Below are 25,188 nucleotides of genomic sequence, written 5' to 3'. Positions count from 1 at the left end.
GGCTCGGGTGTTGCCGATGTTCTGGTCTGTGATTATTTGACGGTGACGTTGATTCCATGCCCGGGGCGGAGCGTGCCGATGACTGTGCCGCCGGGACCGGCCTTGACGGCTTGTTCGACGTCTTCGGGTTTGACGATGGCGACCCAGCCGATGCCCATGTTGAAGGTGTTGAAGCGGTCGTGTTCGTCGACGTAGGCGAGGATTTTCTGTGCACCTTCGTTGTCCCATGCGGGGATGACGAGGTCTGCACCGTAGTCGCCGAGGAAGCGTTCGAGGTTTTCGGGAAGGCCGCCGCCGGTGATGTGGGCGTAGGCTTTCGGGATGATGTTCATGGAGCGCATGTCGTTGACGACGTCATGGTAGAGGCGCGTGGGAGCAAGGAGGGTGCGAAGGTCGCTTTCGGAGATGACGTCCGGGTTTTCTTCGATGACGCGGCGGACGAGGCTCCAGCCGTTGGCGTGGAAGCCGTCCGATTTGTAGCCGATGAGGATGTCTCCGGTGGTGACGGTGGTGGGGTCGATGAGGTCTTTCTTTTCGGCGCAGCCGATGCAGAAGCCGGAGAGTTCGACGATGTTTTCAGGAACGACGCCGGGCATTTCCGCCGTTTCGCCGCCGGCGAGGATGCAGTTGCAGTCCTGCAGGTAGTCGCACATGCCTGCGACGAGGCGGGTGATGCGGGGGCGTTCGGTTTCGAGGTTGGAGATGCCGAGGTAGTCGAGGAAGAGGAGGGGGTCGCCGCCGGTGGTGAGGATGTCGTTGACGTTCATGGCGACGAGGTCCTTACCGGCGGTTTCGAGCATGTCGAGCTCGAAGAGGATTTCGGTTTTGGTGCCTACGCCGTCGCATCCGGTGACGATGACGGGTTCGCTGTAGGAGCTGAGGTCGTATGCCGCGGCGAACAGTCCGAAGGCCTGATGCAGTTTGCGGTTTTGCTGGGTGCGTTTGACATGCGTGCTGATGTCGGATACGAATGCCTGAGCCTCTTTGGTATCGACTCCCGATTGCTTGTAAGTCAGTTTTCCGGACATAAAGAATATTGGCGGGGAATGTGCGACCAATGGTACACCAGTAAAGGAGAAAGGGCGAGCCTAAAACGCGTATTGCGATTCTTTCTTGTCCGGGGCGGGGTTGGAGGTGCGGAGTGTGTTTTTTGCCTCTGTATGTTTCGTTTGCGTTTGCGGGCGTCTTTTTGGATTGCACGGGGGCAGCGCTGCAGGTAGGATGTTGCCGCATGCCACCGCCGCGCAAGTCGTCCGAGTTTCCGAAACGCCCGATCCATGGGGATTGGCGTGTGGAGGTGTCGGGTAAGGATGTGCCGGAGAAGGTGCCTCCGCTGCGGCGTATCTGGCAGGGTTGCCGGAGCCGTGCCGTGCACCGGATGCAGGTGGCTGCAGCGGCGGGTACGTATGAGGATGTGCAGGGGGAGGCGGGTTTTTTCGAGCCGATGCGCCCGCTGACGAAGTGGCTGCGGAGGCTGATCGGGCTGTTCGTGCTGCTGCCGGTTGCGGTGGTGGGATTGATGGCTCTGGTTCAGCAGTTGTCCGCCCGGGAGATCGATGTGAGTTTCTTTTCTTCGGTGGCGGTGTGGTATTCGCTGATGGGGATTTTGCTGTGGTGCGTGATCGGGTTCAGCCACGTGTGCGATCTGGCCTGTATTTATTTGTATGTGCTGGGGCACGAGTTGACTCATGCCGCTGCGGTGCTGTGCAGTTTCGGGAAGGTGGAGAGTTTTTCCGTGACGGTGGAGGGCGGCTATGTGGAGACGACGAAGAATAATCTGTTTATCGCGCTGTCACCATATTTCATTCCTCTTTGGGCATTGCTGTGGATGGGGCTGATGTCCCTGCTCCATATGTTCTGGACGTTTGCGGGGTATGAGGAGCTGTTTTATCTGGGCGCGGGGTTTTTATGGGGGTTCCATTTGTACTGGACGGCCTGGATTATTCCCCGCGAGCAGCCCGATCTGGACGAGAACGGGACGTTTTTTTCGTTTATGCTGGTGTATGTCGTCAATTTGTTGACGATCGTGCTGATTCTCCGCTGTTTCGGGCTGGTGTCCCTGAGCGGTTTGGGCGCCGATTTCATGGATCGCCTGCATGCGGTGGGCTCGATGCTGGCCGATGTGGCGGGGTGGCTGCGGGCGCGGTTTTGAGCGGCAGCAGGATGCTGCCGGTTTGTTGCCGAATCAGCGGGATAGTTTGGCGAGGTGGCTGGCGAAGCCCGGGTAGGAGGTGTCGATGGCGTCTGCCGTGTCCAGCGTGGTGGTGCCTTCGGCATTGAGTCCGGCGATGAGGAAGCTCATGGCGATGCGGTGGTCTCCGTATCCGGGGAGGGCGCAGCCATGCAGCGGCGCTCCGCCTGTGACGGTGATGCCGTCTTCGTATTCTTCGACGTTGGCCCCCATGCGGCGGAGGTTGCCCGCGGTGGTGGCGATGCGGTCGGATTCTTTGACGCGCAGTTCTTTGGCGTTGCGGATGCCAGTGGTGCCTTCGGCGAAGGCGGCGGCTACGGCGAGGATGGGTATTTCGTCGATGAGGTTGGGGATTTCTTCCGGAAGGATGTCGGTGGCGACGAGGCGTGCGGGCGTGCGAACGGAGATGTCGCCGTAGGGTTCGCCTTCGTGTTCTGCGCTGCGTAGGGTGATGCGGATGTCTGCTCCCATGCGGCGGAGGACGTCGATGACGGCGGTGCGCGTTTCGTTGAGGCCGACGTTGAGGAGGGTGATGTCCGAGTTCGGGCAGATGGTGGCAGCGACGAGCCAGAAGGCGGCGGAGGAGATGTCTCCGGGGACGGTGATGTCTTTTGCCCGGATGTCTGCCGGGCCGGTGGTGGAGATGATGAGGCCGTTTACCGTGTAGGGGATGCCGAAGTGGGCGTAGAGGCGTTCGGTGTGGTCGCGCGTGACGGCAGGCTGTGTGACGCTGGTGGTGCCTTCCGCAAAGATGCCTGCCAGCAGGACGGCGCTTTTGACTTGCGCGCTGGCCATGGGCAGGTTGTAATGGATGGGCTGGAGGCGGGTTCCGCGGATGAGGAGGGGGGCGCAGCCGGGTTTTTCACCGAGGGCGGTGATGTCCGCACCCATGAGGGAGAGCGGCTGGATGATGCGCTGCATGGGACGCGAGCAGAGGGAGGCGTCGCCGTAGAGTTTGCTGGTGAAGGGGAGGGCGGCGAGGATGCCTGCGAGGAGGCGCATGCCGGTGCCGGAGTTGCCGCAGTCGATGTCCTGGGCGGGAGCTTGCGGCTGCATGCAGCAGCCTTCGAGGATGAAGTCGGTGACTCCGTAGCCGGGTGTTTCCCGGAGGGGGGTGATTTTGGCGCCGATTTGCTGCATGGCGCGCAGGGTGTTGAGGCAGTCCTGGCTGCAGAGGTAGTTTTTGACGGTCATGCGCCCGGCTGCCAGCCCGCCGAGGATGGCGACGCGATGGGAGATGCTTTTGTCTCCGGGGATGGTGATGGTGCCTCGCAGTCCTTGAGTCCGGCGTGTGGAGAGGGTGTGGGCGCTATTGGTCATGATGCTGGATTTTTTTCTTGAAGAATGCTTCTTTGCGCAGTTGTTCGCGGTATTGTTCGGCGGCGTATCGGGTTTGCCAGTTGAGGATGGCGGTGCGGAGGCTGTCTTTGACGTCGTCCAGCGGCGGGATGCTGCCGGGGGTGATGTCCGAGGCGAGGAAGATGTGCCAGCCGAGTTTGCTTTGGAGGAGGACGGGTTTGCCTGCGGGGAGGGTTTGTTCGTCAAAGAGAGCGAGGTCGGAGAAGGGGCGTCGGGTGTTGTCGTGGATGGTGCCGAGATTGCCGCCGTTCGGTGCGGTGCGTTCGTCTTCGCTTTGCGTGCGTGCGAGTTCGGCGAATTGCTGTTTGAGTGTTTCGGGGTCGGTTTGTGCGGCCAGTTTCGCGTAGGTTTCTTTGGCTTTGGCTGCGAGCGTTTCCGGTTCCTGATGGAGGGAGGCGTAGAAAATGTGGCCGATTTGCCGGGAGGCAGGGGTGGCGAGTCTGTTTTTAAGGCGTTCGTAGTAGGCGGCTACGTTTTCGTCGGTGGGGACGATGTTGTCGTCGATGGAGCGGTGGACGGTGGCTGCTTCCTTGAGGCGGGCTTCGATTTTGTCGGTGAGCGAGGCGCGGGTGTATCCCTGTGTTGCGAGCCATGCCTCGAAGTCTGCCGGGTCGCTGTGGCGGGCGGCCATGCGTTCGACGCTTTGTTCGGCTTCTTGCCGGGTGTCGGGGAGGCGCATGTCGTTGGCGCGGGCTCGCAGGCGGAGCAGGGCTTCATCGATGAGGCCGAGTTTGACGGTGCCGGGCAGGGCGGTGGCAGTTGTCGCCTCCCGATGGCCGGAGGCGAGGGCGATTTCCCTGGTGCGGCGATCGTACTGGTTTTTGGTGATGCCTTCGCCATAGACGACGGTTTGAAGGGGGGAGTTGTCGTTGGGCGGTATGCGCAGGGCGCTGAAGTGGCGTTCGAATTTTTGGGCGAGCGGGCCGTGCCAGACGTAGAGGTCTCCCGCCATGTAGAGGAGGATGGCGGAGAAGACGTAGAGTTTGATCGCGAATTTTTTGATCGGAGTCATGGCGGCGGGAGGCTGGCTGGGGGTCAGGCGCCTCCGGCATCGCCGAGGTGCTGCAGGCTGGCGGGGAGGAAGCGTTTGAAGCGGGATTTGTCGATGCTTTTCATGTAGGCTTCTTCAGGGGAAACGATGCCTTGCTGGAGTTTTTGCCAGATGGCGTCGTCCATGAATTGCATTCCCATGGCTTTGCCGCCGACGATGACGTCTGCCAGTTTCTGGGTGGCGCCTTCGCGGATGATGGCGCTGACAGCGGGGGTAGCGAACATGATTTCGTTGACGGCGACGCGGCCCGGCTTGTCGATGCGTTTCATGAGGAGCTGGGCGACGACACCCCGCAGGGAGGCGGCGAGCATGGTGCGTACCTGCGATTGCTGGTCGGACGGAAAGACGTCGATGATGCGGTCGACGGTTTTGCGGGCGTTGTTGGTGTGAAGGGTGCCGAAGACGAGGAGGCCGGTTTCGGCCGCAGTGAGGGCGAGCTGGATGGTTTCGAGGTCGCGCATTTCACCGACGAGGACGATGTCCGAGTCTTCGCGCAGGGAGGCGCGGAGGCCGTCCGCGAAGGAGGGCGTCTGGATGGGGACTTCGCGTTGCGTGATGATGCTTTGTTTGTTGGAGTGGACGAATTCGATGGGTTCCTCGACGGTGATGATGTGGCGCGCCTGGTTGGTGTTGATGTAGTCGACGAGGGCGGCCAGTGTGGTGGATTTGCCGGAGCCGGTCGGTCCTGTGACGAGGACGAGGCCGGAGCGCATGTCGGCGAATTCGCGGACGGCGTGCGGGATGCCGAGGTCGTCGAGGGTGGCGATTTTGGTGGGGATGAGTCGGAAGACGGCGGCGAGGCCTTTTTGCTGTTTGAAGTAGTTGCAGCGGAAGCGGGAGTTTTCGTCCATTTCGTAGGCGAAGTCGAGGTCGCCCGTCTGGAGGTATTTCTGGAAGGCGTTCGGTTCGCAGATTTGTCCGAGGAGGCGGTGGATGGTGTCGTGGTCGAGGATTTCCTCGGAGATGCCGGTGACGCTGCCGTGGACGCGGATTTTGGCGGGTTCGCCTTCGCTGAGGTGAAGGTCTGAGCCGCCGGATTCAATCAGGAACTGGAAGTAATGGTCGATCTCGTTCATGAGCCGGAAAGAGGTAAGGGGTGCGGTTTAGTGGATGCCGAGGAATTGCTTCATGAGCGTTTTGTTGTCGGCGCGGTTGAGGCAGTCCTGTGCGGTGATGAGGCCGGATTTGTACAGTTGCTGGAGGGAGTCGTCCATGAGGCGCATGCCCTGTGCTTTCCCCGTCTGGATGATTCCGGGGATCATGAAGGTTTTGCCTTCGCGGATGCAGTTGGCGATGGCGGCGGTGTTGACGAGCATTTCGAGAGCCATGACGCGGCCGTCTCCGCTGGCTTTGGGGATGAGCTGTTGGGAGAGGATGCCGCGGAGGGATTCGCTGACCATGATGCGGATCTGGTCGCGCTGTTCGTTCGGGAAGACGTCGAGTACGCGGTCGATGGTGCGTGCGGCGGAGCCGGTGTGGAGGGTGCCGAGGACGAGGTGGCCCGTTTCGGCTGCGGTGAGGGCAAGCTGGATGGTTTCGAGGTCGCGCATTTCACCGACCATGATGACGTCCGGGTCTTCGCGGAGTGCGCCTCGGAGGGCTCGGGCGAAGGATTCGGTGTGTTTGTGGACTTCTCGCTGGTTGACGTGGCAGTTTTTGGAGGGGAAGATGTATTCGATGGGGTCTTCCAGCGTGATGATGTGGTCGTGCCTGTCGGTGTTGATGAAGTCGATGATGGAGGCGAGGGTGGTGGATTTGCCGGAACCGACTGCGCCCGTGACGAGGATGAGGCCGTTCGTGTAGCGGGTGAGGGGTTTGATGTATTCGGTCGGCAGGCCGATTTCCTCCATGGTGCGGATGGTGGTGTTGATGATGCGGAAGCAGATGTCGTATCCGAGGCGCTGGCGTACGACGGAGGCGCGGTAGCGGCCGTATTCGTTCTGGTAGGCGAAGTCGACGTCGCCTTTTTCGCGAAGTCGCGCCCATTCGACATCGGTGAGGAAGCTGTTGACGAGCATTTCCGTGTCGGCTGGCTGCAGTTTCGGAGCTTCCGTCCAGATGGGTTGCAGTTGTCCGAAGCGTCTCCATGTCGGTGGGCAGTTGACTGCAAGGTGAATATCGGAACAGGAGAATTCCTGTCCGATTTTCAGGTATCCATCGACGTGGGGAAGGATGTATTCGCTCATATGCGTGGCATTCAGGTAAAAGGCTCGGGGGACTCTAGCACACGGTGCATCCGATGGCGAGTTCAAAATGCTGCATGGATTGTGCGGCGGATGGGGAGAACGAAAAGAAGCCGCCCGTTCTGGGCGGCTTCCTGCTGTTTTAGTTGTTCGGTGCGTTATTTGGCGTTTCTGTCCTGCCTTGGGGTGCCGTCGTCCATGCGGAAGTTGACTTTTTTTCCGTCGAGGTAGGGGTGTTGTTTCTGGAGTCGGGTTTCGAAGTCCTTGATGTCTTTTTTCTCTTTGGGAGTCCATGCTATTTCCGCGAGGGCGATGGCGCGGGGGAATGCCTGGTATTCCCATTTTTGCATGGTGGGGATGTATTCGCTCCACAGGTTGCCCTGTACGCCGAGGACGAGTTTTTCCTGTTCGGGGGTGACGCCCGGGATGATGGGGTCGCTTTGGTAGACGCGTTTCCAGTCGAGGTTGCCGCTGTTGATGGTTTCGTAGGCGGGGTCTGCGGGTTTGGCTCCCTGAGAGTAGTCGAAGTAGTAGTGGCTGTTCGGCACCATGATGACGTGGTTGCCCTGCTGGAGTGCGTGGAGAGCCCATTTCGCATCGCGCCAGACCATCATGGTGGCAGTGGGGGAGAGGCCGCCCTCCTGTATTTCATCCCATCCGATGATTTTTTTGCCTCGGGCGTTGGCCAGTTTTTCGACGCGGCGGATGAAGTAGCTCTGGAGTTCCTCTTCGTTTTTGAGGCCGTTTTCCTTCATGATTTTTTGCGCAAAGGGTGATTTTTTCCACTGGTCCTTGGGGGCTTCGTCGCCGCCGATGTGGATGTAGGGGCTGTCCGGGAAGAGTTCGCAGACTTCGGCGAAGATGTTGTCGAGGAAGGTGAAGGTTTCTTCGCTGGGGGAGAAGATGTACGGGAAGACTCCCCAGCGGGTGACGACGGAGGGGTTGTAGCCGGGGATGTCTTTGTTGCCCAGTTCGGGGTAGGCAGTGATGGCCGCTGCGGCATGGCCGGGGACTTCGATTTCCGGGACGACGGTGATGTGGCGCGCCTTAGCGTAGGCGACGATGTCGCGGATTTGCTCCTGAGTGTAGAAGGCCTGGTAGGGTGTGCCGTCTCCTTTGTTGCGCTGGCCCATGATGGGTGTTTCGGAGCGTTTGCCGCCGATTTCGGTGAGTTTGGGATATTTTTTGCTTTCCATGCGCCAGCCCTGGTCGTCCGTGAGGTGCCAGTGCATGCGGTTGAGTTTGTAATGCGCCATGAGGTCGATCATTTTTTTGATTTCATCGACGGAGCGTGCGCGGCGGCAGCTGTCCACCATGAGGCCGCGCCATTCGAAGCGGGGAGCGTCGGTGATGTTCATGGAGGGGATGGCGGCGTTGCCGTCGGCATCCTTGACGATGCTTTGTGCGAGTGTGGTGAGGGCATAGAAGATACCTGCATCGGAGTTGGCTGCGATGGTGATGCGGTTCGGTGTGACGGTCAGGGTGTAGCCTTCCTGATTGCCGGTGGTGCCTTGCGATGTGCTGGCGGAGATGTCCGGACCGATGAAGAGGTCCACGTTGTCCGGGGCGAGGGATGTGGGCAATCCGAGCTGCTGCATGTGCCGGTAGAGTGCGGGATTGTCGGTGATGATCGGGTTTTTCAGGGAGAATCCCGGGGTACCCGTTTGTTCGGCGATGCTGGCGGGCAGGGGGACGATGGCCGTTTTTTCATTGACGGGGGCGGAGGGAGCGGCAAGGGCGAGTGTTCCAAGAAGGCCTGCCGTGCAAAGGGATGTTCCGATGAGCTTGGATTTGTCCATACCCGTACATACGCGGGAGGGCCGGTTGTTCTATCATGGTTTTCTTCGATGGACGGTTGATTCGCCGCTTTTGATGAGTAGTCGGAAGGCCTTGTTTTTCATGAGAGAATGCAGTTTCTATCAATTAGGAGGGGTGTCCTTCTTCCTGATTGACAGAATGCGCGCGATGGTTTAGAAGGAAGGTGCAATTGATCCATTCGACATTATGAAAAAGATATTGATTCTTATTGGCGCCAGTGTGGCTCTCACGTCGTGCAATACCGTGAGCGGAGTCGGCAGGGATGTTTCCACTGTCGGCGATACGATTACCGAGGGTTCTCAAAAGGCCAAGGAAGCTCTTTGATCCGGTTCGTCCGGAGAAGAGGTTTCTGTGATTGACCGCCTTCTTCATTTTGCCCCGGCGGCAGATGAAGGAGGTGTTTTACTTTGTCGTTTTCAGCTTGCTTCATGGAATATTTTCTGTAGGATGTGCGTGAATCGCGTCTGCGAAAGGATGCTGTTCGTGCATTTATATAATATTGTTTTATGAAGAATGTATTTCGTTTTCTCGTGTTCGGCGGGCTGGCTCTGGCAGCCGGTGCGGTTGCGGCCGAGAGCAAGCAAAGCAAGTCTCCGGCCAAGAAGGTGTGGAATTTCGATAATCTGGACGGATGGAAGCTGTACAGCCAGGATTCCAATCCGAATCAGCAGTGTTCGATCGAGAAGGGTTGCCTGAAGATTTTCACCCGCGCTGGTTCCGATGACCGCAAGAAGGCTTCGACGGTGGAGCAGGTGTATACGACGGGCCGTTACAAGTGGAGGACGTACGTTCCCAAGATGGGCGTGGGCGATCAGGCGAGCGTGGGTTCGTGGATTTACTGTGACGATCAGCACGAGATCGATTTCGAAGTGGGCTACGGCAAGAAGGAGGTGCGCGATAAGCTGGGCGCCAAGCCGGGCGATCTTGTGGCCTATATGACGACTCAGGCGCATCCGTTTTCTTCGGTGCCCGTGCTGGTCAAGCCGGGCTGGCATACGTTCGAGATCGATTTGTCGAACAAGGACGGCAAGTACCATGTGCAGTGGCTGATCGACGGCAAGGTGCGCCATTCGCTGACGCAGACGTTCGGCCCCGAGTTTGCCTTTCACATTTATTGCAGCGTGGAGAATTTGAAGTTTCTGGGCGATCGCCCGGCTTCGCAGGACAATTACGGCCTGTTCGACAAGGTGGAATATACCTACCACGATTGATGCCGAGTGCTGATGCCGTGCGTGCTCCGGGAGTGCGTGCGGCGTTTCGGTGCCGGCAGCGGCTGCCGTATTATCCTCTTGATCTTTGATTTCGCGGCGGTAGAATAGGCGCCATGGCGTCCAAGCGCGACAGAGAGAAGACGGTGAGGCAGGAAGAAGCCGCTGCGCCTGTGCCTGCATGGCACGGCAAGGCCTACGGTGCGTTGATTGCAGCCGGAGGGTTGATGCTGTTGTTGTCTCTGGCGACGTTCCGCCTGAATGAGGTGGGTTGGACGGCGTTGAATGCGAAGGCGGAGGTTGTTGCCTCCAATACCAATTTTTTCGGTTTTTTCGGGCGGTATCTGGCTGCCTTGTCGTATTGGTGTTTCGGCGCTGCTTCGTGGATGGCTGCTGCCTGCCTCGTCTGGCTCGGTTGCTATAAGATCGTGCACCATGGCGAGATTCGCCTGCGGATGTGGATTGCTTTCGGCTGCGCGGTGTTGTCCGCGTGTATGATGTTGAGCGTGCAGCCTTGGGTGCTTTCCGCATGGGCGGCGGAACACCAGCTGTACGGTCCGGGCGGGGCGCTCGGGCATTTGTTCGGGCATTGCTTCATTTCCCAGGTGATGGGCATGGGCGGTTCGCTGATTCTTTGTGTGTTCGCGTATCTCGTGTCTCTCGTGTATGTGCTGGGGACGACTCCTTTAGCGGCCGGGCGCGTGCTCTGGCATGATTTTCGCCAGTGGTTGAAGGCGGCCTGCGAGCGCCGCCGGGCCCGCAAGGAGGCCAAGGCTGTGCTGATGCGGGAGCGAGAGGAGGAGAATGCCCGCCGTGCGCTGGAGACGGGCGATTTGCAGTCGGCTACGGAGCCTTTGTCCACACCTTCCCGCAAGGCAGCCGTTTCCCGCCGTACCCGCCAGAGCGGCGATCCGCTCGACGATTTGGAGAAGAAGGTGGAGGAGGAGATCGTGGCGATGACGGAGCCGGGTTTTCTGCCCCTTTCCGTGAAGAATCCGGAGCCTCAGATTATCGATGCTTCGCGCACGCGGCCTCCACGCCCGGTTTTGACGCTTCGTTCCGACGATGGAGCGGCGGCGGATGCGGCGATGGATGCCTATGCTCTGCCGAGTCTTGAGATTTTGCATTACGAGGAGAGTGCCGGAGAGCAGACGGAGGATGATCGCGCGCTTTTGCTGGAGAATCAGCAGATTATCGTGGAGACTCTTCTTTCCTTCGGGGTGGAGGTGGCTGCCGGCAATATTACGAAGGGGCCGACGATTACGCGGTATGAGATTTATCCGTCCAAGGGGTTGCGTGTGAACAGGATCACGTCTTTGGAAAAGGATATTGCACGTGCGACGAAGGCGGAGCGTATCAATATTCTGGCTCCCATTCCGGGGCGCGATACGATCGGCATCGAGATTGCGAACAGCAAGAAGATTGCCGTTGCGTTGCGCGAGCTGTTGCAGGACGATGAGTTCCTGTCGCCGAAGAAGCGTATTCCGGTGGCCTTGGGCAAGGATGTGTACGGTCGTACGGTGATCGGCGACCTCGCGGCGATGCCCCATCTGCTGGTGGCCGGTGCTACGGGTTCCGGCAAGTCCGTGTGCATCAACAGCATGATTACGTCGATGCTTTACAAGTTCAAGCCGGACGAGCTGCGCCTGATTCTCGTGGATCCGAAGGTGGTGGAGATGCAGCCGTACCGCAAGCTGCCGCATTTGATCGTGCCTGTGGTGACGGATCCCAAGAAGGTGATCGGCGCTTTGCGCTGGGCAGTGAATGAGATGGAGCGCCGCTACCGCATGTTCGCGGAAGTGGGGGTGCGCAATTTCGAGTCGTTCAATGCACGCCCGAAGGATGAGCCCGTGGAGGAGGAAAGCGAAGAGCCGGAAGAACCCGATTTCGAGCTGGCGGATCGCATCGCCCGCGAGCTGGAGAGCCAGGACGACGATACGATGCCGGAAGATGAGGACGACGGACAGGACGAGCTTGATCTTGATGCTGGAGACGAGATGCCGGACAGGATTCCGTATATCGTGATTATTATCGACGAGCTCGCCGATCTGATGATGGTGGTGAAGGAGGATTTGGAGAATTATATCGCCCGTTTGACGCAGAAGGCCCGTGCCGCAGGTATTCACCTGATTGTGGCGACTCAGACGCCGCGTTCGGATGTGGTGACGGGGATGATCAAGGCGAATATTCCGTCGCGCATCGCCTTTCAGGTGTCCAGTGCGCTGGATAGCCGCATCATTCTCGATTCTTCGGGCGCCGAGAAGCTGGTGGGCAAGGGCGATCTGCTGTATTTGCCGCCGGGTTCCGCCAAGCTGGAGCGTGCGCAAGGTGCGTTCGTTTCCGATGAGGAGGTGGAAAAGATCGTGAAGCATTGCGCCACGCAGGCGAAGCAGAGTTTCCATGAGGAGGTGCAGCAGAGTATGGAGAGTGATGGAGGCGACGGTTCATCCGGCGGCGATTCGATCGATGCCCAGGATGCGGAGTTGCTGCAGCGATGTATCGAGATTGTGATTGTGGAGCGCAAGGCGAGTACGTCTCTGCTTCAGAGGAGGCTTCGCATCGGCTACGGCAAGGCCGCCCGCATGCTGGAGCTGATGGAGCAGCGCGGTATTGTGGCTCCTTCCGACGGGGCGAATCGCCCGCGCGAGGTGCTGGTGGATTGAGTTTGCCGATGGCCGGGAAATGCACCGGCTGTCAGAAGGTCAGTGCGAAGCCGAGGCGGTCGAGCGGCGCGTCTTCGAGTTGCAGTTCCCGGATGAGGTGGAGGAGTATGCAGAGGCTGGCTGTGGCGTCGTACAGGGCATCGTGCCATGTTTTGCCGGGGACGATGGCGGAGATTTGTTCCGTCAATCCGAGGGCGGAAGCGATGTCGCCGAGGCTGTGGGAGGGGAGAGCCGGAAGGCAGGCGCGGGCGAGGGCGAGGGTGTCCAGCCACGGGCCGAAGCCGTGCCCGGGAAATTGGCGGAGGAATCGCTGTTCGGTGGAGTGGTTGTGGCCGATGGCGACGGTGCCTTCAAGATGTTCTTTGATTGGGGGCCAGAGGCTGATGTAGGGCGGTGCCTCGGCGAGCATTTCCGTGGTGATGCCGTGGATTTTGGACGCGGTCCAGCGGACGGGGCGGGTGACGGCGATGTAGGATGTCCAGGTGCGGATGGCGCCTGCCGTGCCGTCGATGCGGGCAATGCCGATCTGGACGGGCTGGTCCGTTTCTCCCGGCGCGGCTCCGGCCGATTCGAAGTCGATGGCGGCGAAGGAGAGGTGGCGGATGATGTCGGCGGGGGCTGGCATGGGGGTTCCGGTCAGGATGCCTTGGAGGCGATCCATTGCCGGATGGCGGCGATTTCGCCTTTCAGGGCTTCGTAGTCGCAGGAGAGGTAGCGGCCTTCGCGGTAGAGGATGCGCCCGTCGACGACGGTGAGGCGGTTTTCGAGTCCTGTGGCGGCATAGACGATGTTCGAGACGATGTTGTGGACGGGCTGCATGTTGGGTTCGTCGAGCCCGAGGGCGACGAAGTCGGCGATGCTGCCGGGTTCGATGGTGCCGAGGCCTTCCCAGTGGAGGGCGCGGGCGCTGCCCCGGGTGGCCATGTCGAGAGCGGTTTGGGCGGGCAGGGCGGTGGGGTCCATGGTGTCGAGCTTCTGGAGCAGAGAGCAGAGGTACATTTCCCGGACCATGTTCTGGCTATTGTTGCTGGCAGGGCCGTCCGTGCCGAGGCCGACAGGTATGCCGCGGGAGAGCATGGCTTCGATGGGGGCGGCTCCGGAGGTGAGTTTCATGTTCGAGGCCGGGTTGTGGACGATGGCGCATCCGGCTTCGGCGATGGTGTCGAGGTCTTCGCCGTCGGTATCGACCATGTGGAAGAGGGTGGTGTCGGGGCGCAGGATGCCGAGGCTGCGGCAGTATTCGACGGGGCGCTGGCCGTGCTGTTTGAGGCATCGTTCGGTTTCTCCGGAAGTTTCGGAGAGGTGCATGCCGAATTGCCAGCCGAGTTCGTCCGCGAGGGCGCGGCATCGCTGGAGGAAGTCGGGACCGGTGGTGTAGATGGCGTGGGGGACGATGGCTCCCTTGATGCGCGGGTGGCCTTTCCATTCTTCGGCGAGGGCGAGGATGAGGTCGCGGAGTTCCTGTTCGGAGGCGGCGGAGAGTCCCGGGAAGAAGTGGGTCATGGATTCTCCCATGACGGCACGCATGCCCATGCGGTCCGCCGCCTGGAAGACGGAGCGTTCGTGCATGTACATGTCGTAGAAGGCGGTAGTGCCGGTGCGCATCATTTCGGCGCAGGAGAATTCGGAGGCGGTGCGGATGATTTCCGGGGTGAGGTGGGCTTCGATGGGAAAGATGTCTTTCGTGAGCCAGTCCATCAGGTTTTTGTCGTCCGAGTAGCCGCGCAGTGCGCTCATCGGGATGTGGGTGTGGCCGTTGATGAGGCCGGGCATGAGGGCGGCGTTGTCGAGGGAGACGGTTTCCCCGGCTTCCCATGCGGAGGCGATGTCGCTTGCCGGGCCGACTGCCGCGATGCGGTTGCCGGAGACGGCGATAGCCCCCTGCGGGATGACGGTGCGCGTTTCGTTCTGGGTGACGACGAAGGCGGCGGTGAAGATGGTGTCGCAGGTTTGTTTCATGCCGGGAAGATGTGTGTTACCAGTACAGGATGGCGGAGACGAGTACGGCGATGCCGTAGGCGATGCCGGCGATGCAGAGCTGCGCCCAGAGTTTGGGGCGAGCGAGCAGAGCGGCGACCATGTTGCGGTACAGGTACGGTTTGGCGATCCAGAAGATGCTGAGGGTGATGACCGCGTAGCACCAGATCGGTATGAGGAGGCGCGTGCCGGGGTCTTCGAGGAAGGCGGCGTACAGGAAGGGTGCTGCGGCGAGCAAGCCGAACATGCCGAGCGCACGGGGGAAGAGGAGGTCTTTGACGAAGGTAATGAGCAGGATGCAGGTGATGGGGCAGAGGATGATGAGGAGGCCGCGGATGCCTTCGAATTCGTAAAGCCATACTTTCATGGGCGCGAAGGGGCCCCAGCCTCCCAGCATGATGGCGAACCACAGGAAGTCCACGGCCAGCAGGAGGGCCGCCGCCTTGTCGTTGCGTGCCGAGCGGCTCAGGATGCCTTGCACTTTCTGCGGGAAGATGAGCGCGATGGCATGGGCAAGGATGAGGATGGCTCCGAGGATGTATCCGGCCAAGGAGAGCGGGATCATGTCGTAGGCATGGAGGAACTGGGTGAAATTTTCTGGCATGTGTCTGGCAGAAAGAGTACATGCTTTCCCCTGTGAGGTAAAGCAAAAAGGCGGGTATGGGCGGCGGCCGTGCAGGGATGCCGCGGAGGGTTCTTGTCCGCCCGGATTTTCCGCGTACAATGGCATTGTATGCAGGCTGTCTGTTTGCCTGCGCAAAAGGAGGGAATGATGGATTCGACCGAGCGTTTTTCAGGCAAGTCCGATGTGTATGAGCGGTTCAGGCCGGGCTATCCGGCGGAATGGCTGGATGATCTTGTGCGGGAGCATGGGTTGTCTGCCGGATGTGCCGTGGCCGATGTCGGTTCCGGTACGGGCAAGCTGACCCGCCAGTTGCTGGAGAAGGGCTTGTCCGTGTATGCCGTGGAGCCGAACGATGAGATGAGGGCCGTGGCCGAGCGGACTTTGGGAGGATATGAAGGGTTCCGAGCACGCAAGGGAACGGCCGAGGCGACGGGGCTGGATGGCGCATGTGCCGATCTGGTGACGGCGGGGCAGGCGTTTCATTGGTTCGATGCGGCTGCCTTCCGGAAGGAGTGCAGGCGAGTTCTGAGGAATGAAGGCCGCGTGGCCCTCGTTTGGAACAGCCGGGTGGCGGATGATCCGGTAGTGCTTGCCAATGCCCGGCTGTGTGCCGAATTCTGCCCGGAGTTCAAGGGGTTCAGCGGTGGCATGGAGGAAGAGGGAGATTCGCAATTTCGCCGTTTTTTCCGGGACGGTGTTTATGAGTTCCGGGAGTATGCCAATGATTTGACATTCGATCTTGAAGGTTTTTTGGGCAGAAATCTGTCGGCCTCCTATGCTTTGCGTGAAGGGGATGCGGGATATGCGGCTTATCTGGAAGCTTTGGTGCGGCTGTTCGAGTCGGCAAGCAGGGATGGCGTGCTGACGATTCCTCACAGGACGCGGAGCTACTGGGGTGCGGTGTGAGCCGGGGCTTCGGCTGCTGCTGAAGCTGTTTGGGGTGGACGATTACCCAGCTGGCCTGCGTGCTTGCGGCATTCCTGCAGGAGGTGCTTGAATTCGCGTTCGATGTCGAGTTTGTTCAGTTTCTCATCGCCAGTCGAGGAGATCAATTCCATGCTGCCCTGCCTGTTGCGAGCCCATGCCGTGTGCAGGTCGGGGGTGTTGGAATCGGGGATGTAGTCGTTGCTGATTTTTTCATCGAAGGTCATGTAGCGGATGGTCAACAGGCAGGCGACGAGTTTACCCGTTTCGTCCGGGATATAGCGCAGGAACAGGATGCGCCGGGAGATGTCGGTGCCGTCGTTGATTTCGAGAATGATGCCGTTGTTCGTGATACGATAGTCAAGGTAGGCCGTGCTTCCATCCGCGTGTTCCGTGATGAAGTGCCGCGTATGGACATATTCGCCGGGAGATTCAGGTGCCGACAGTGCGTACACGGGCCATGCTGCCGCCATGATGCCGGCGAGGAAGAAGCGAGCTTGTTTCATCTGAATCCGATGGAGTGAACCCTACGCGAGCCGTAAAATTATTGCTTTAGGCGGATTTGTTCCAGTTGTTCTTCGGCATATTTGTCGCCTTGTGCAGCAGCTTTGCCGAACCAGAGTTCCGCTTCACGGAGGTTCTTTTCGGTGCCTTTTCCTTCCATATAACAGAAGCCGAGGTAGCCTTGAGCCTCCGTGAAACCCTGTGCTGCGGCTTTTTGTAACCACTGGAAGGCGAGCTCTGAGTTTTTCTCCATGCCGATGCCGTCCATATAGAAGATTCCGAGGTTATATTGAGAATTTGCATGACCTTGCTCTGCTGCTTTTTTGAACCATTGGAAAGCGAGTTCCGGATTTTGTTCTGTACCGGTACCTTGTATGTAGAAACCTCCGAGGGCGTTTTCTGCTTCAGCGTAGCCTTGTTCTGCAGCTTTTTGGATCCACTGGAAAGCGAGCGTCAGGTTTTGTTGTATAATGATTCCCTTGAGGTAATGGACTCCAAGGTTGTATTGAGCCGGGGCAAGACCTTGTGCGGCTGCTTGTTTGCACCACTGGAGCGCGAGTTCCGGGTGTTTTTCAGTCCCGTCGCCTGTCATGTAGCATAAACTGAGATTGTATTGGGCATCAACATCGCCTCGTTCAGCGGCTTTTTTGAACCATTGAAAAGCGAGAATTGTATTTTTATCGGTGCCTTTTCCTTCCAGATAGCAGACGCCGAGGTATTTTTGAGCCTGTACATTTTCTTGTTCAGCGGCTTCTTTGAACCAGTAGAAAGCGAGACGCATGTTTTTTTCTGTACCGGTACCCTCCATGTAGCTAAAGCCGAGAATACATTGAGCTGGGGCATCGCCCTGTTCGGCAGCTTTTTTGAGCCACGTGATCGCGTTATCCATGTTTTTCTCTGTACCGATCCCATCCTTATAACAATAGCCAAGGAGACGTTGCGCGGATGGGAAACCCTGTTTGGCGGCTTTTTGTAACCATCGGAAGGCGAGTTCCGGGTTTTTCTCTGTACCGCTGCCTTCAAGATAACGGATGCCGAGAGCGGCTTGTGCATAGGTGTCCCCTTGTTCGGCAAGTTTTTTGACTTGAGTGAAGGAGAGTTGGTCCATGCTGTTTTCAGGATGTTGCTGAGGGACGATGCTTTCGGGGGCGACTGTGGGTTGCTGGCCGGAGGCGGGCAGGGCTGCCGCCATGATGCCGGCGAGGATGTAGATGCTTGTTTTCATGTGAATGCTTGAATTGGTTGGTGATGAGATCGAATGTTGAAGATATATGACGGAGGGGGATTGTTTTGAGGCGGAGGGGGGGGATTGATGAGTTACAGGTGTAAGGTAGGCCATTCGGGCGTGTGATCCGGTTCTTTTTCCGGGTAGAGATTCGGCTGCATGGTTTGGCGGATTTTTTTCAGTTGTTCTTCGGCATCCTTGTAGCCTTGTTCGGCTGCATTGCGGAACAGGCGTTCCGCTTCCAGGATGTTTTTCTCGGTGCCTTTGCCCTGGGAATACATGAGTCCCAGGTTGTATTGGGCGGTGGCGTTCCCTTGTTCTGCCGCCTGTTTGTACCAGTAGAATGCCTGTTCATAGTCGCGCGGTGTGCCTGTGCCGTTCAGGTAGGCGAGGCCAAGGTTGTTTTGTGCTTCGATATGGCCTTGATCGGCGGCTTTGCGCGTCCACATGATACCCTGTTTTTCGTCTTTAGGGAGACCGTCGCCCAGCAAAAGGGTGGCTCCCAGCCTGTATTGAGCATCGGCTTGATTTCGTTCGGCGGCCATGCGGATCCATTGGAGGGCCAGTTGCATGTTTTTCGGTACTTGGCCGCTGTTACCGTAGAGTTCTCCGAGGGTGTAGGGTGCATTGGCATCGCCGTTTTCGGCCGCTTTGGTGAGCCAAAGGATGGCTTTTTGCGGGTCTGCAGGTGTGCCTTGGCCCTGCAGATGGCAGATACCCAGATTGTACTGGGCGATGGCGTTGCCCTGCATGGCGGCTTTTTCGAACCAAGAAACAGCTTGTGCCATGTTTTCCGGAGTGCCGTCTCCTTGCATGTACCAGACGCCCAGCATTCTCTGGCCTTGTGCATTGCCTTGGTCTGCCGCTTTGCGGTACCAGAGGACGGCTTCCTGAGGATTTTTGCCGGTGCCTATTCCGTTTTGATGGCAGTAGCCGAGGAGCGCTTGAGCCGGGGCATAGTTTTGAGCCGCCGATTTTGTGTAGAGTTGGAAGGCCTTGGCGGGGTTTTGTTCCATGCTGATGCCCTGCCGGTAGCATTCTCCGAGGTAGAATTGAGCTTCCGCATTGCCCTGTTCGGCTTGTTGGCGGATTTGTTCAAGGGTGAGTTCGGTGTCTGCTAACGGGGCTTGGCGGGTGAGGTAGAGCCGGGCGTCTTCCTGCCCTTGTGCGATGGCTTTGTTGAGCCATTCGATGCCGAGTTTGCTGTTCTTTTCGGTTCCGGAGCCTTCGATGTAGCATTTGCCGAGGCGGTATTGGGCGTCCGGGTAGTTCTGTGCTGCCGCTTTTTGGAACCAGTAGAAGGCTTTGGCCATGTCGGGCAGTCCGGGGAGGTTGTTTTCAGCATAGCAGCAAGCCAGAGCATATTGTGCCTGGCTGTCCTGCTGTTCGGCTGCCTTGGTGAACCATTCGATGGCTTTGGCCGGGTTTTTGTCGGTACCGAGGCCGTCCGCATAGCAGAGGCCGAGGTTGCGCTGTCCGTCCGTATTTCCTTGTTGAGCGGCTTTGGTGAACCAGAGGAATGCCTGCGCCGGGTCGGCCTGTACGCCGCCTCCTTGCACGTAACAGAGGCCGAGGTGGGTTTGGGCATCAGGGATGCCGTTTTCTGCTGCCGTGCGGAACCAGTAAACTGCCTGTTCGAGGTCGCGGGGCAGGCCATCCGCCGTGTAGTAGCTGAGGCCGAGCATGTATTGCCCCCGTCGATTGCCCTGTTTGGCTGATTTTTCGAACCAGTAGGCGGCTTGTTCGGGATCGTGGTGTTCGCCGATGGCATCCTGGTAGCAGAAGCCGAGGTTGCATTGAGCCGTGCTATCCCCCTGTTCTGCTGCTTTGCGCAAGAGGGGAATGGCTTTGCCGATGTTTTTTTCGACGCCGATTCCCTGAATGTAAGCGGCTCCAAGATTTGCCCCGGATTGGATGTCTCCTTCATCGGCGGCTTCCTGCAGGAGGCGCAGTCCTTGTGCGGCATCCTGTGCGGTGCCGAGGCCCTGGAGGTAACAGACTCCCAAAGCTCCCTTGGCATGCAGCACTCCATGTTCGCAGGCATCCTTCATGAGGGCAAAGCCGCGTTCCGGTGATGGTGGGAATCCTTCTCCCCGCAGATAGCTGGCGGCGAGGTCATATTTCGCACTTGGAGTGCCGTGTGCGGCAATTTGATGAGCCAGTTGTTCGGCTTTGGCCATGTCCTGCGGGACACCGCGCCCCGATGCGTAGCAGATTGCCAGCAGTACCTGGGATTTGGAGTCTCCCATGTCTGCCGCCTGTTGGAGGAGGCTGATGGCTTTTTGCGTGTCCTGCGGGATGCCTCGTCCTAGGAGGTAGGCCATTCCCATGGCTCCGAGAGCACGGGGGTGCTTTTGTTCGGCTGCCTTTCGGAACCAACGGATAGCCTGCTTGATATCGACGTTGACTCCTTCACCATTGCCGTAGCGTGTGGCGAGTTCGCACTGGGCATCGGCGTTTCCCTGTTCGGCGCGAGCGGTCAATTGTTCGATGGAGAGCTTCTCCATGACGGGGCTGCCGGTTTGTTCTGTGACGGCTGTAACAGGTTTATGCTGAGCGATTGCAGGCAGGTAAGCCGCCATGATGCCGGCGAAGACGTAGATGGTTGTTTTCATGTGGGTGCTTGAATTGGTTTGTGATGGAATCGGATGCTGAAGATATAGGCCGGAGGCGGATTGTTTTGAGGCAGAGGGGGATTGATGAGTTACAGGTGCAGGGAAGACTATTCGGGAGTTTTATCCGGTTCGAGCTTCGGTTGCATGGTTTGGCGGATCATTTGCAGGAGTTCCGCAGCTTCCTGATTGCCTTGATCGGCGGATTTCTGAAGCCAGTGTTCCGCTTCCTTCGTATTTTTCTTTGTGGCCGTGCCTTGGATGTAGTGTAACCCGATTATGAACTGTGCGTTGCTATCGCCTTGTTCCGCTGCTTTTTTAAACCATTGAAATGATTTCGCCGTATTTTTTTCAGTTCCGATACCTTTCTCATAGCACACACCGAGAGCGCTTTGTGATTCGCTATCACCCTGTTCTGCTGCCTGAGCCATTAGCTGAAATCCGCGGGTTGCATTTTTCTTAACCCCCGTACCTTCGAGATAGCACAAACCGAGAAGGTATTTGGCTTTTGCGTCGCCTTGTGCCACAACTTTTTGTATGATCTCGATTCCCTGTTTTTCATCTTTTTTCGTTCCAATGCCCTGTAAGTAGCACATTCCGAGCATGCATTGGGCTTTTGTATGGTTTTGAACGGCTGCTTTTTTGAACCACTCGAATGCTTTGGTTTCGTTTTTTTCGATTCCGGTTCCGTTCATGAAAATGGCGCCAAGGAGGTATTGGGCGTTGCTATTTCCTTGTTCGGCAAATGTGATCAATTGTTTGAGCTGTTGCTGATCGAGCGGTTGGAGAGTCTGTTGCGATGCCGCTGCATCAGGCGATTCGGGAATGTTGTCAGGCTTCTCTGAAAGAGCGGGTTGCAAGGTCTGTCTGATTATTTTCCGTTGTTCTTCGGCATCCTTGTTGCCTTGTTCGGCTGCTTTGCGGAATAAGCGTTCCGCTTCGGGGGAGGCCGGTTGCGATTCGGGTTTGCCGACTCCGAGAGGCGTTCCAAGGAGGCCGATGGCAAGGATGATAGGTAATGTTTTCATGGGAAAAGGTTTCCGTTTACATGGTATGGTTTTCGGTGAGTTGAGGTCAAGGATAATTTTGACGATTTTCTGTGACCATATGCCTCAGTGTAGAGTGAGCAGCGCTTCTTGAGCGGGTTGGTAGCCGTATTCCGCGGCCTGTTCGAGGTGTTTGCGGGCTTCCTGCATGTTTTGCCTGATGCGGGAGCCTTCCGCATACAGTTTTCCAAGGTTGTAGTGGGCTTGCGGCTGCATTTGTTCTGCGGCTTTCAGGTACCACTGGACGGCGAGTTCCGGGTCGTGACGAGTGCCGAAGCCGTCCGCGTACATCCAGCCGAGGCAGGTTTGCGCCTGTGCATATCCCTGTTCGGCAGAGAGGCGGCACCATGCATAGGCATGTTGCGGGTTGGCTGGGAGGCCAGCTCCATGGATGTACCGGATGGCGAGCTGGTACTGGGCGCAGGCGAGGCCTTGTTCGGCGGCGAGGCCGTACCAGTATGCAGCTTTGCCTTCGTTGTGCGGCACTCCTTTACCGATGCCGTAGCGTCTGCCGAGTTCGGCCTGCGCGGGCAGGTGGTTCTGGCGTGCCGCTTTTCTGTACCATTTGGCGGCGACGACCTGGTTGCGGGTGACGCCGCGGCCATGGCTGTAGAGTTCGGCCAGTTCGTACTGGGCGGAGATGTGGTTTTGCTCGGCAGCTTTGCGGCACCACCGGGATGCTTGCCGGAAGTCTTTGCGCGTGCCGCACCCGGTGAGATAGCAGCGGCAGAGGCGGTGCTGCGCTATGGTGTTGCCGAGTTCGGCTTCGAGCAGGAGCCATTGGAAGGCTTCTTTTTTATGTTCGGGGTCGCTGTCGGGGGCAAGGAGTTTTTCGATGCGTTGGGGCAAGGTGTCCGCCGGATGGATGGGGGCGAGCCAAGGTGTTGAGGTGTGATCTATGGTCATGAGGGAGAATTGTTTCGACATGTTTGAAGGGATGTTTTTGATTGTCAGTTGGGCAGGGTGATACGGGGGCGCCGGAGAGGCTTGCGGGGCGGGGCGGAGGGTATCCACAGGGTGAGTTGCGTCCGTTGCTGCCGGAATGTGTGCGGTGAGCTGGTGGAAGGTGTGAGGAGGTTCGGGTGAAAGAGGGGTTGGCACGAGGTGCGGTGTTGTTCGTGTTCCATATGTTTTGGGGGAATGCGGTTGTTCCGGTGGTTGTTTTTGAGTAGACTGGATGGCCGTTTTAGGGCGGTTTCTCTTAGAATAACGTTTGAGGAATGGCATCGTCTGAAAAAAAAGGATTATTTCCCAATTTTTTTATTGGTGTACATTCCGGATACGGGTATGGCGTTTTCCACGCAGGGAGCGGCGGGATGGTTGTGGCCGCGATGGATGGCCCGTTTTTCAGGGAGCTGCATCGAGATGGATGCGGACGGGAGGTGGCTGCGGCAATAAGTGAGGTGCCGTGTCCGGTTCGTCCCGATGGCGGCGCGGCGGTGTTTCCGGTGCCGGGTGGGTGTTCCAGGGTGTGTGGGTTATGCCTCTACCGACCAGTGCGAATCGGAGGATGGCGGTAGGGTCGCCCCGTTGTGCGGCTTTGGCATACCAGTCGGCAGCCTGCCGATGGGATTGGGGGACGCAGATGCCGTGCTGGAAGTGCCATCCGAGTGTGTTTTGTGCACCTGCATGGCGGTTGGCGGCAGCTTTGCAGTACCAGTGCAGAGCTGCGTCGGTGTTCGGAGCGGAGCAGGTGCCTCGTTCCAACCATGTGCCGAGGATGTACTGGGCTTCCGCATCGTTGTGTTCGGCGGCGGTGGTCATGGAGGAGAGCGCCTGTTCGCGGTCTCCGGGCGTTTTGGCCCGGGTGGCGAGGAGCAGGGCAAGGTTGCGTTGGGCTTGCGGGTGCCCGAGGTTTGCTGCCTGCCGGTAGTTGCGTTCGGCGGCAGGGATGTCGATGGCAGTGCCGATGCCCCATTGCCGGCAGACGGCGAGCCGATACAGGGAGTCGGGGTGCTCCTGAAGAGCTGCCTTGAGGTGCCAGGCTGCTGCTTCCTGTGCATTTGCCGGTGTGCCTGCGCCTTTTCCGTAGCAAAGGGCCGTTTTATGCTGAGCCTGCGGCAGGCCTTGTTCCGCCGCAAGGAGGTACCATCGGAATGCTTTTTTCATGCCTGGCCCGGAGCGGTCGCTGCGGGCGTATTGTTCCGCGAGTGCGTATCGGGCTTCCGGCGAGCCTTGTTCTGCATGGAGGAGGAGGGTGTCGAAGTCATGCGCCGGTTCCGGGGGATTTTGCCGGGAGCAGAGGTCGTTCCATGCGGCGGTGCTGCCTTGCTTGACGGCTTCCTGAAGGAAGAGGATGGCTTGTTGTCCATCGGGCGGGATGCCGTGGCCTTCGGCATAGCAGAGGCCGAGTTGCCGGAGGGCTTCCGGATGTTTTTGAGCGGCGGCCATTCGATACCAGCGGATGGCTTGTTCCCAGTCCTGCGGGAGTCCGGTGCCTGTGGCGTAGCTGTTTGCCAGCCGGTACCGGGCTTCGCGGTGGCCTTGCATGGCGGCTTCCCGGTAATAGTGTGCCGCTTGCTGCGGGTCGGTTGCGGTGCCGCTGCCGGTGGAGAGGCTGGCGGCGAGGTTGTATTGCGCCGTCGGGTCGTTGAGGGCTGCTGCCCGGGAGAAGTGTTCGAAAGCCTGCTGTGCGTCCGGTTGTATTCCGATGCCCTGCGTGTAGCAGATGCCGAGCATGTTCAGGGCTTTGGGGTGGTGTTGGACGGCGGCGCGCCTGAACCATTCGACGGCTTGTTCGGGGTCGTATGGGACGCCATCTGCGGTGTAGTAGCTCATGCCCAGTTCATACTGGGATTCGGGGTGGTTTTGTTCTGCCGCTTTCCGGTACCATGAGGCCGCCTCTTCCGGGGTGTGGATGATTCCTTCTTCGGATGTGCAGGTGCGGGCAAGGAGGTATTGCGAGGCGATGTGGTTTTGTTCGGCTGCGCGCATGAGCCAGGCCCGGACGAGCGCCGGATTTTTCGAGACGCCTTTGCCTTCTCTGTAGCAGAGGGCGAGGTTGTACTGCGCCTGCGGGTTGCCTTGTTCGGCCGCCTGTTTCATGAGGGAGATTCCTTTCGGGAGGTCTTGATGGATGCCTTCGCTGTTCAGGCAGAGGACGGCGAGGGCGGTTGCGGCGTCGGTGTTTCCCTGTTCGGCTGCCTTTTCATACCAGTAGGCGGCGGTGCGGCGCGAGGGTGGGGTGCCTTTGCCGTGTTCGTAGTAGAGGCCGAGGTTGTACTGGGCAGGGGCGTAGCCTTGTTCGGCCGCTTTTTCGTACCAGAAGAAGGCAGCGACTTCGTCTTGGGCAAGGCCGATTCCGGCGGCATAGCAGGCTCCGAGGTTGTGTTGGGCCGAGGCGTTGTTTTGGTTTGCCGCTTTCCGGAGGTAGGTGAGGCCTTGCCTGATGTTCTGCGGGGTGCCATGGCCCTGTATGTAGCAGACTCCCAGCAGGGCGCAGGCACGGGGGCTTTCCCTGCCTGCGGCGCGATGGAGGTACTGGAGGGCTTTTTCCGCATCGGGTTCGGTGCCGAGTCCCCGCAGGTAGCAGATGCCCATGCTGGTGGTGGCGGCGAGGTTGTTTTGTGCGGCTGCCCGGCTGTACCAGTGGAAGGCTTGTTCCGGGGCTGCGGCTGTTCCGATGCCTTCGGCGTATCGGTTGCCAAGTTTGTTTTGCGCTTCGGCATTGCCTTGTTCGGCTTTTTGCCTGAGTTTACGCATTTCGGTCGTTTCCCGTCTGGTGTCTGCGGAGGCATTCCAGACGATGGACGGGAGCAGGAGGGCGAGGGTCGGCAGGAGGGTTCGGATGGTCGGCATGGGG

The 25,188-nt window shown here is 58.9% G+C and carries 21 protein-coding genes; 5 read left to right on the top strand and 16 right to left on the bottom strand.

Annotation, left to right across the window (positions count from 1 at the left end; all coding sequences use genetic code 11):
- Window positions 1-32: 32 nt before the first annotated feature.
- Window positions 33-1,028: a phosphoribosylformylglycinamidine cyclo-ligase gene (purM, locus tag AC781_RS08455; protein WP_067776520.1), complete on the bottom strand. Its 996-nt coding sequence runs from the start codon at window positions 1,026-1,028 to the stop codon at window positions 33-35.
- A gap of 203 nt (window positions 1,029-1,231) precedes the next feature.
- Between purM and AC781_RS08450 the strand changes: the two genes are divergently transcribed.
- The gene (locus tag AC781_RS08450; RefSeq protein ID WP_067776516.1) at window positions 1,232-2,152 is read left to right on the top strand and encodes a hypothetical protein; all 921 of its coding nucleotides are present in this window, start codon (window positions 1,232-1,234) and stop codon (window positions 2,150-2,152) included.
- 33 nt (window positions 2,153-2,185) lie between these two features.
- Here AC781_RS08450 and aroA read toward each other — a convergent pair whose 3' ends face one another.
- The 5 genes from aroA to AC781_RS08425 form a co-directional block, all read right to left on the bottom strand.
- On the bottom strand, window positions 2,186-3,511 hold the full coding sequence (aroA, locus tag AC781_RS08445; RefSeq protein WP_067776513.1) for a 3-phosphoshikimate 1-carboxyvinyltransferase: 1,326 nt from the start codon (window positions 3,509-3,511) through the stop codon (window positions 2,186-2,188).
- Entirely contained in the window at window positions 3,501-4,562 is a 1,062-nt protein-coding gene (locus tag AC781_RS08440) for a peptidylprolyl isomerase (protein WP_067776510.1), read from the bottom strand. The genes aroA and AC781_RS08440 overlap by 11 nt, the downstream gene beginning before the upstream one ends.
- 23 nt (window positions 4,563-4,585) lie before the next feature.
- On the bottom strand, window positions 4,586-5,677 hold the full coding sequence (locus AC781_RS08435; protein WP_067776507.1) for a type IV pilus twitching motility protein PilT: 1,092 nt from the start codon (window positions 5,675-5,677) through the stop codon (window positions 4,586-4,588).
- 27 nt (window positions 5,678-5,704) lie between these two features.
- On the bottom strand, window positions 5,705-6,787 hold the full coding sequence (locus AC781_RS08430) for a type IV pilus twitching motility protein PilT (RefSeq protein ID WP_067776504.1): 1,083 nt from the start codon (window positions 6,785-6,787) through the stop codon (window positions 5,705-5,707).
- Between the two features lie 155 nt (window positions 6,788-6,942).
- On the bottom strand, window positions 6,943-8,583 hold the full coding sequence (locus AC781_RS08425) for a beta-N-acetylhexosaminidase (RefSeq protein WP_067776501.1): 1,641 nt from the start codon (window positions 8,581-8,583) through the stop codon (window positions 6,943-6,945).
- Window positions 8,584-8,788: 205 nt separating this feature from the next.
- On the opposite strand from AC781_RS08425, the gene AC781_RS08420 reads away from it, so the two are divergent.
- The 3 genes from AC781_RS08420 to AC781_RS08410 all read left to right on the top strand — a co-directional run bounded on the left by AC781_RS08420 (window position 8,789) and on the right by AC781_RS08410 (window position 12,473).
- Window positions 8,789-8,926: a lipoprotein gene (locus AC781_RS08420; protein WP_067776499.1), complete on the top strand. Its 138-nt coding sequence runs from the start codon at window positions 8,789-8,791 to the stop codon at window positions 8,924-8,926.
- Window positions 8,927-9,108: 182 nt separating this feature from the next.
- Window positions 9,109-9,813, top strand: coding sequence for a LamG domain-containing protein (locus tag AC781_RS08415; protein WP_067776496.1), 705 nt, complete (start codon window positions 9,109-9,111; stop codon window positions 9,811-9,813).
- A gap of 113 nt (window positions 9,814-9,926) precedes the next feature.
- Window positions 9,927-12,473, top strand: coding sequence for a DNA translocase FtsK (locus AC781_RS08410; RefSeq protein ID WP_067776493.1), 2,547 nt, complete (start codon window positions 9,927-9,929; stop codon window positions 12,471-12,473).
- Window positions 12,474-12,504: 31 nt separating this feature from the next.
- On the opposite strand, the gene AC781_RS08405 is transcribed toward AC781_RS08410, so the two are convergent.
- Genes AC781_RS08405 through AC781_RS08395 form a run of 3 tightly spaced genes read right to left on the bottom strand, consistent with a single transcriptional unit; the run spans window position 12,505 to window position 15,054 of the window.
- Window positions 12,505-13,134, bottom strand: coding sequence for a 3'-5' exonuclease (locus AC781_RS08405; RefSeq protein WP_197677912.1), 630 nt, complete (start codon window positions 13,132-13,134; stop codon window positions 12,505-12,507).
- Window positions 13,110-14,432, bottom strand: a complete 1,323-nt coding sequence (locus tag AC781_RS08400) for an amidohydrolase family protein (protein WP_067776490.1) — start codon at window positions 14,430-14,432, stop codon at window positions 13,110-13,112. Before AC781_RS08400 ends, AC781_RS08405 begins: the two co-directional genes overlap by 25 nt.
- 16 nt (window positions 14,433-14,448) lie before the next feature.
- Window positions 14,449-15,054, bottom strand: coding sequence for a hypothetical protein (locus AC781_RS08395; RefSeq protein WP_067776487.1), 606 nt, complete (start codon window positions 15,052-15,054; stop codon window positions 14,449-14,451).
- 168 nt (window positions 15,055-15,222) lie between these two features.
- Between AC781_RS08395 and AC781_RS08390 the strand changes: the two genes are divergently transcribed.
- Window positions 15,223-15,981, top strand: a complete 759-nt coding sequence (locus AC781_RS08390) for a class I SAM-dependent methyltransferase (protein WP_067776604.1) — start codon at window positions 15,223-15,225, stop codon at window positions 15,979-15,981.
- Here AC781_RS08390 and AC781_RS08385 read toward each other — a convergent pair.
- From AC781_RS08385 to AC781_RS08360, 7 genes are all read right to left on the bottom strand, one after another.
- Entirely contained in the window at window positions 15,963-16,505 is a 543-nt protein-coding gene (locus AC781_RS08385) for a hypothetical protein (RefSeq protein ID WP_067776484.1), read from the bottom strand. The two genes, AC781_RS08390 and AC781_RS08385, sit on opposite strands and share 19 nt — an antisense overlap.
- Window positions 16,506-16,543: 38 nt before the next feature.
- Entirely contained in the window at window positions 16,544-17,728 is a 1,185-nt protein-coding gene (locus AC781_RS08380; protein WP_067776481.1) for an SEL1-like repeat protein, read from the bottom strand.
- 92 nt (window positions 17,729-17,820) lie between these two features.
- Entirely contained in the window at window positions 17,821-20,343 is a 2,523-nt protein-coding gene (locus AC781_RS13720; protein WP_067776478.1) for an SEL1-like repeat protein, read from the bottom strand.
- Window positions 20,344-20,450: 107 nt separating this feature from the next.
- Window positions 20,451-21,368 (bottom strand): tetratricopeptide repeat protein, encoded by a 918-nt coding sequence (locus AC781_RS08370; protein WP_067776475.1) that lies wholly within the window; start codon window positions 21,366-21,368, stop codon window positions 20,451-20,453.
- 84 nt (window positions 21,369-21,452) lie between these two features.
- The gene (locus AC781_RS08365) at window positions 21,453-22,292 is read right to left on the bottom strand and encodes a tetratricopeptide repeat protein (protein WP_172801752.1); all 840 of its coding nucleotides are present in this window, start codon (window positions 22,290-22,292) and stop codon (window positions 21,453-21,455) included.
- A gap of 44 nt (window positions 22,293-22,336) precedes the next feature.
- Window positions 22,337-22,513: a hypothetical protein gene (locus tag AC781_RS14090; protein WP_172801751.1), complete on the bottom strand. Its 177-nt coding sequence runs from the start codon at window positions 22,511-22,513 to the stop codon at window positions 22,337-22,339.
- Window positions 22,514-22,733: 220 nt separating this feature from the next.
- Window positions 22,734-25,184 (bottom strand): tetratricopeptide repeat protein, encoded by a 2,451-nt coding sequence (locus AC781_RS08360; RefSeq protein WP_067776469.1) that lies wholly within the window; start codon window positions 25,182-25,184, stop codon window positions 22,734-22,736.
- Window positions 25,185-25,188: the final 4 nt, after the last annotated feature.

The sequence above is a fragment of the Neoakkermansia glycaniphila genome, from assembly GCF_001683795.1.
GTDB classification, from domain to species: Bacteria; Verrucomicrobiota; Verrucomicrobiia; order Verrucomicrobiales; family Akkermansiaceae; genus Akkermansia; species Akkermansia glycaniphila.
This window is presented reverse-complemented; position numbering and strand designations above follow the sequence as displayed.

Coding starts and splice junctions, on each gene's coding strand:
- purM (WP_067776520.1), bottom strand. CDS start 1,028: ATGTCCGGAAAACTGACTTACAAGCAATCGGGAGTCGATACCAAAGAG.
- AC781_RS08450 (WP_067776516.1), top strand. CDS start 1,232: ATGCCACCGCCGCGCAAGTCGTCCGAGTTTCCGAAACGCCCGATCCAT.
- aroA (WP_067776513.1), bottom strand. CDS start 3,511: ATGACCAATAGCGCCCACACCCTCTCCACACGCCGGACTCAAGGACTG.
- AC781_RS08440 (WP_067776510.1), bottom strand. CDS start 4,562: ATGACTCCGATCAAAAAATTCGCGATCAAACTCTACGTCTTCTCCGCC.
- AC781_RS08435 (WP_067776507.1), bottom strand. CDS start 5,677: ATGAACGAGATCGACCATTACTTCCAGTTCCTGATTGAATCCGGCGGC.
- AC781_RS08430 (WP_067776504.1), bottom strand. CDS start 6,787: ATGAGCGAATACATCCTTCCCCACGTCGATGGATACCTGAAAATCGGA.
- AC781_RS08425 (WP_067776501.1), bottom strand. CDS start 8,583: ATGGACAAATCCAAGCTCATCGGAACATCCCTTTGCACGGCAGGCCTT.
- AC781_RS08420 (WP_067776499.1), top strand. CDS start 8,789: ATGAAAAAGATATTGATTCTTATTGGCGCCAGTGTGGCTCTCACGTCG.
- AC781_RS08415 (WP_067776496.1), top strand. CDS start 9,109: ATGAAGAATGTATTTCGTTTTCTCGTGTTCGGCGGGCTGGCTCTGGCA.
- AC781_RS08410 (WP_067776493.1), top strand. CDS start 9,927: ATGGCGTCCAAGCGCGACAGAGAGAAGACGGTGAGGCAGGAAGAAGCC.
- AC781_RS08405 (WP_197677912.1), bottom strand. CDS start 13,134: ATGGATCGCCTCCAAGGCATCCTGACCGGAACCCCCATGCCAGCCCCC.
- AC781_RS08400 (WP_067776490.1), bottom strand. CDS start 14,432: ATGAAACAAACCTGCGACACCATCTTCACCGCCGCCTTCGTCGTCACC.
- AC781_RS08395 (WP_067776487.1), bottom strand. CDS start 15,054: ATGCCAGAAAATTTCACCCAGTTCCTCCATGCCTACGACATGATCCCG.
- AC781_RS08390 (WP_067776604.1), top strand. CDS start 15,223: ATGGATTCGACCGAGCGTTTTTCAGGCAAGTCCGATGTGTATGAGCGG.
- AC781_RS08385 (WP_067776484.1), bottom strand. CDS start 16,505: ATGAAACAAGCTCGCTTCTTCCTCGCCGGCATCATGGCGGCAGCATGG.
- AC781_RS08380 (WP_067776481.1), bottom strand. CDS start 17,728: ATGAAAACAAGCATCTACATCCTCGCCGGCATCATGGCGGCAGCCCTG.
- AC781_RS13720 (WP_067776478.1), bottom strand. CDS start 20,343: ATGAAAACAACCATCTACGTCTTCGCCGGCATCATGGCGGCTTACCTG.
- AC781_RS08370 (WP_067776475.1), bottom strand. CDS start 21,368: ATGAAAACATTACCTATCATCCTTGCCATCGGCCTCCTTGGAACGCCT.
- AC781_RS08365 (WP_172801752.1), bottom strand. CDS start 22,292: ATGACCATAGATCACACCTCAACACCTTGGCTCGCCCCCATCCATCCG.
- AC781_RS14090 (WP_172801751.1), bottom strand. CDS start 22,513: ATGGAACACGAACAACACCGCACCTCGTGCCAACCCCTCTTTCACCCG.
- AC781_RS08360 (WP_067776469.1), bottom strand. CDS start 25,184: ATGCCGACCATCCGAACCCTCCTGCCGACCCTCGCCCTCCTGCTCCCG.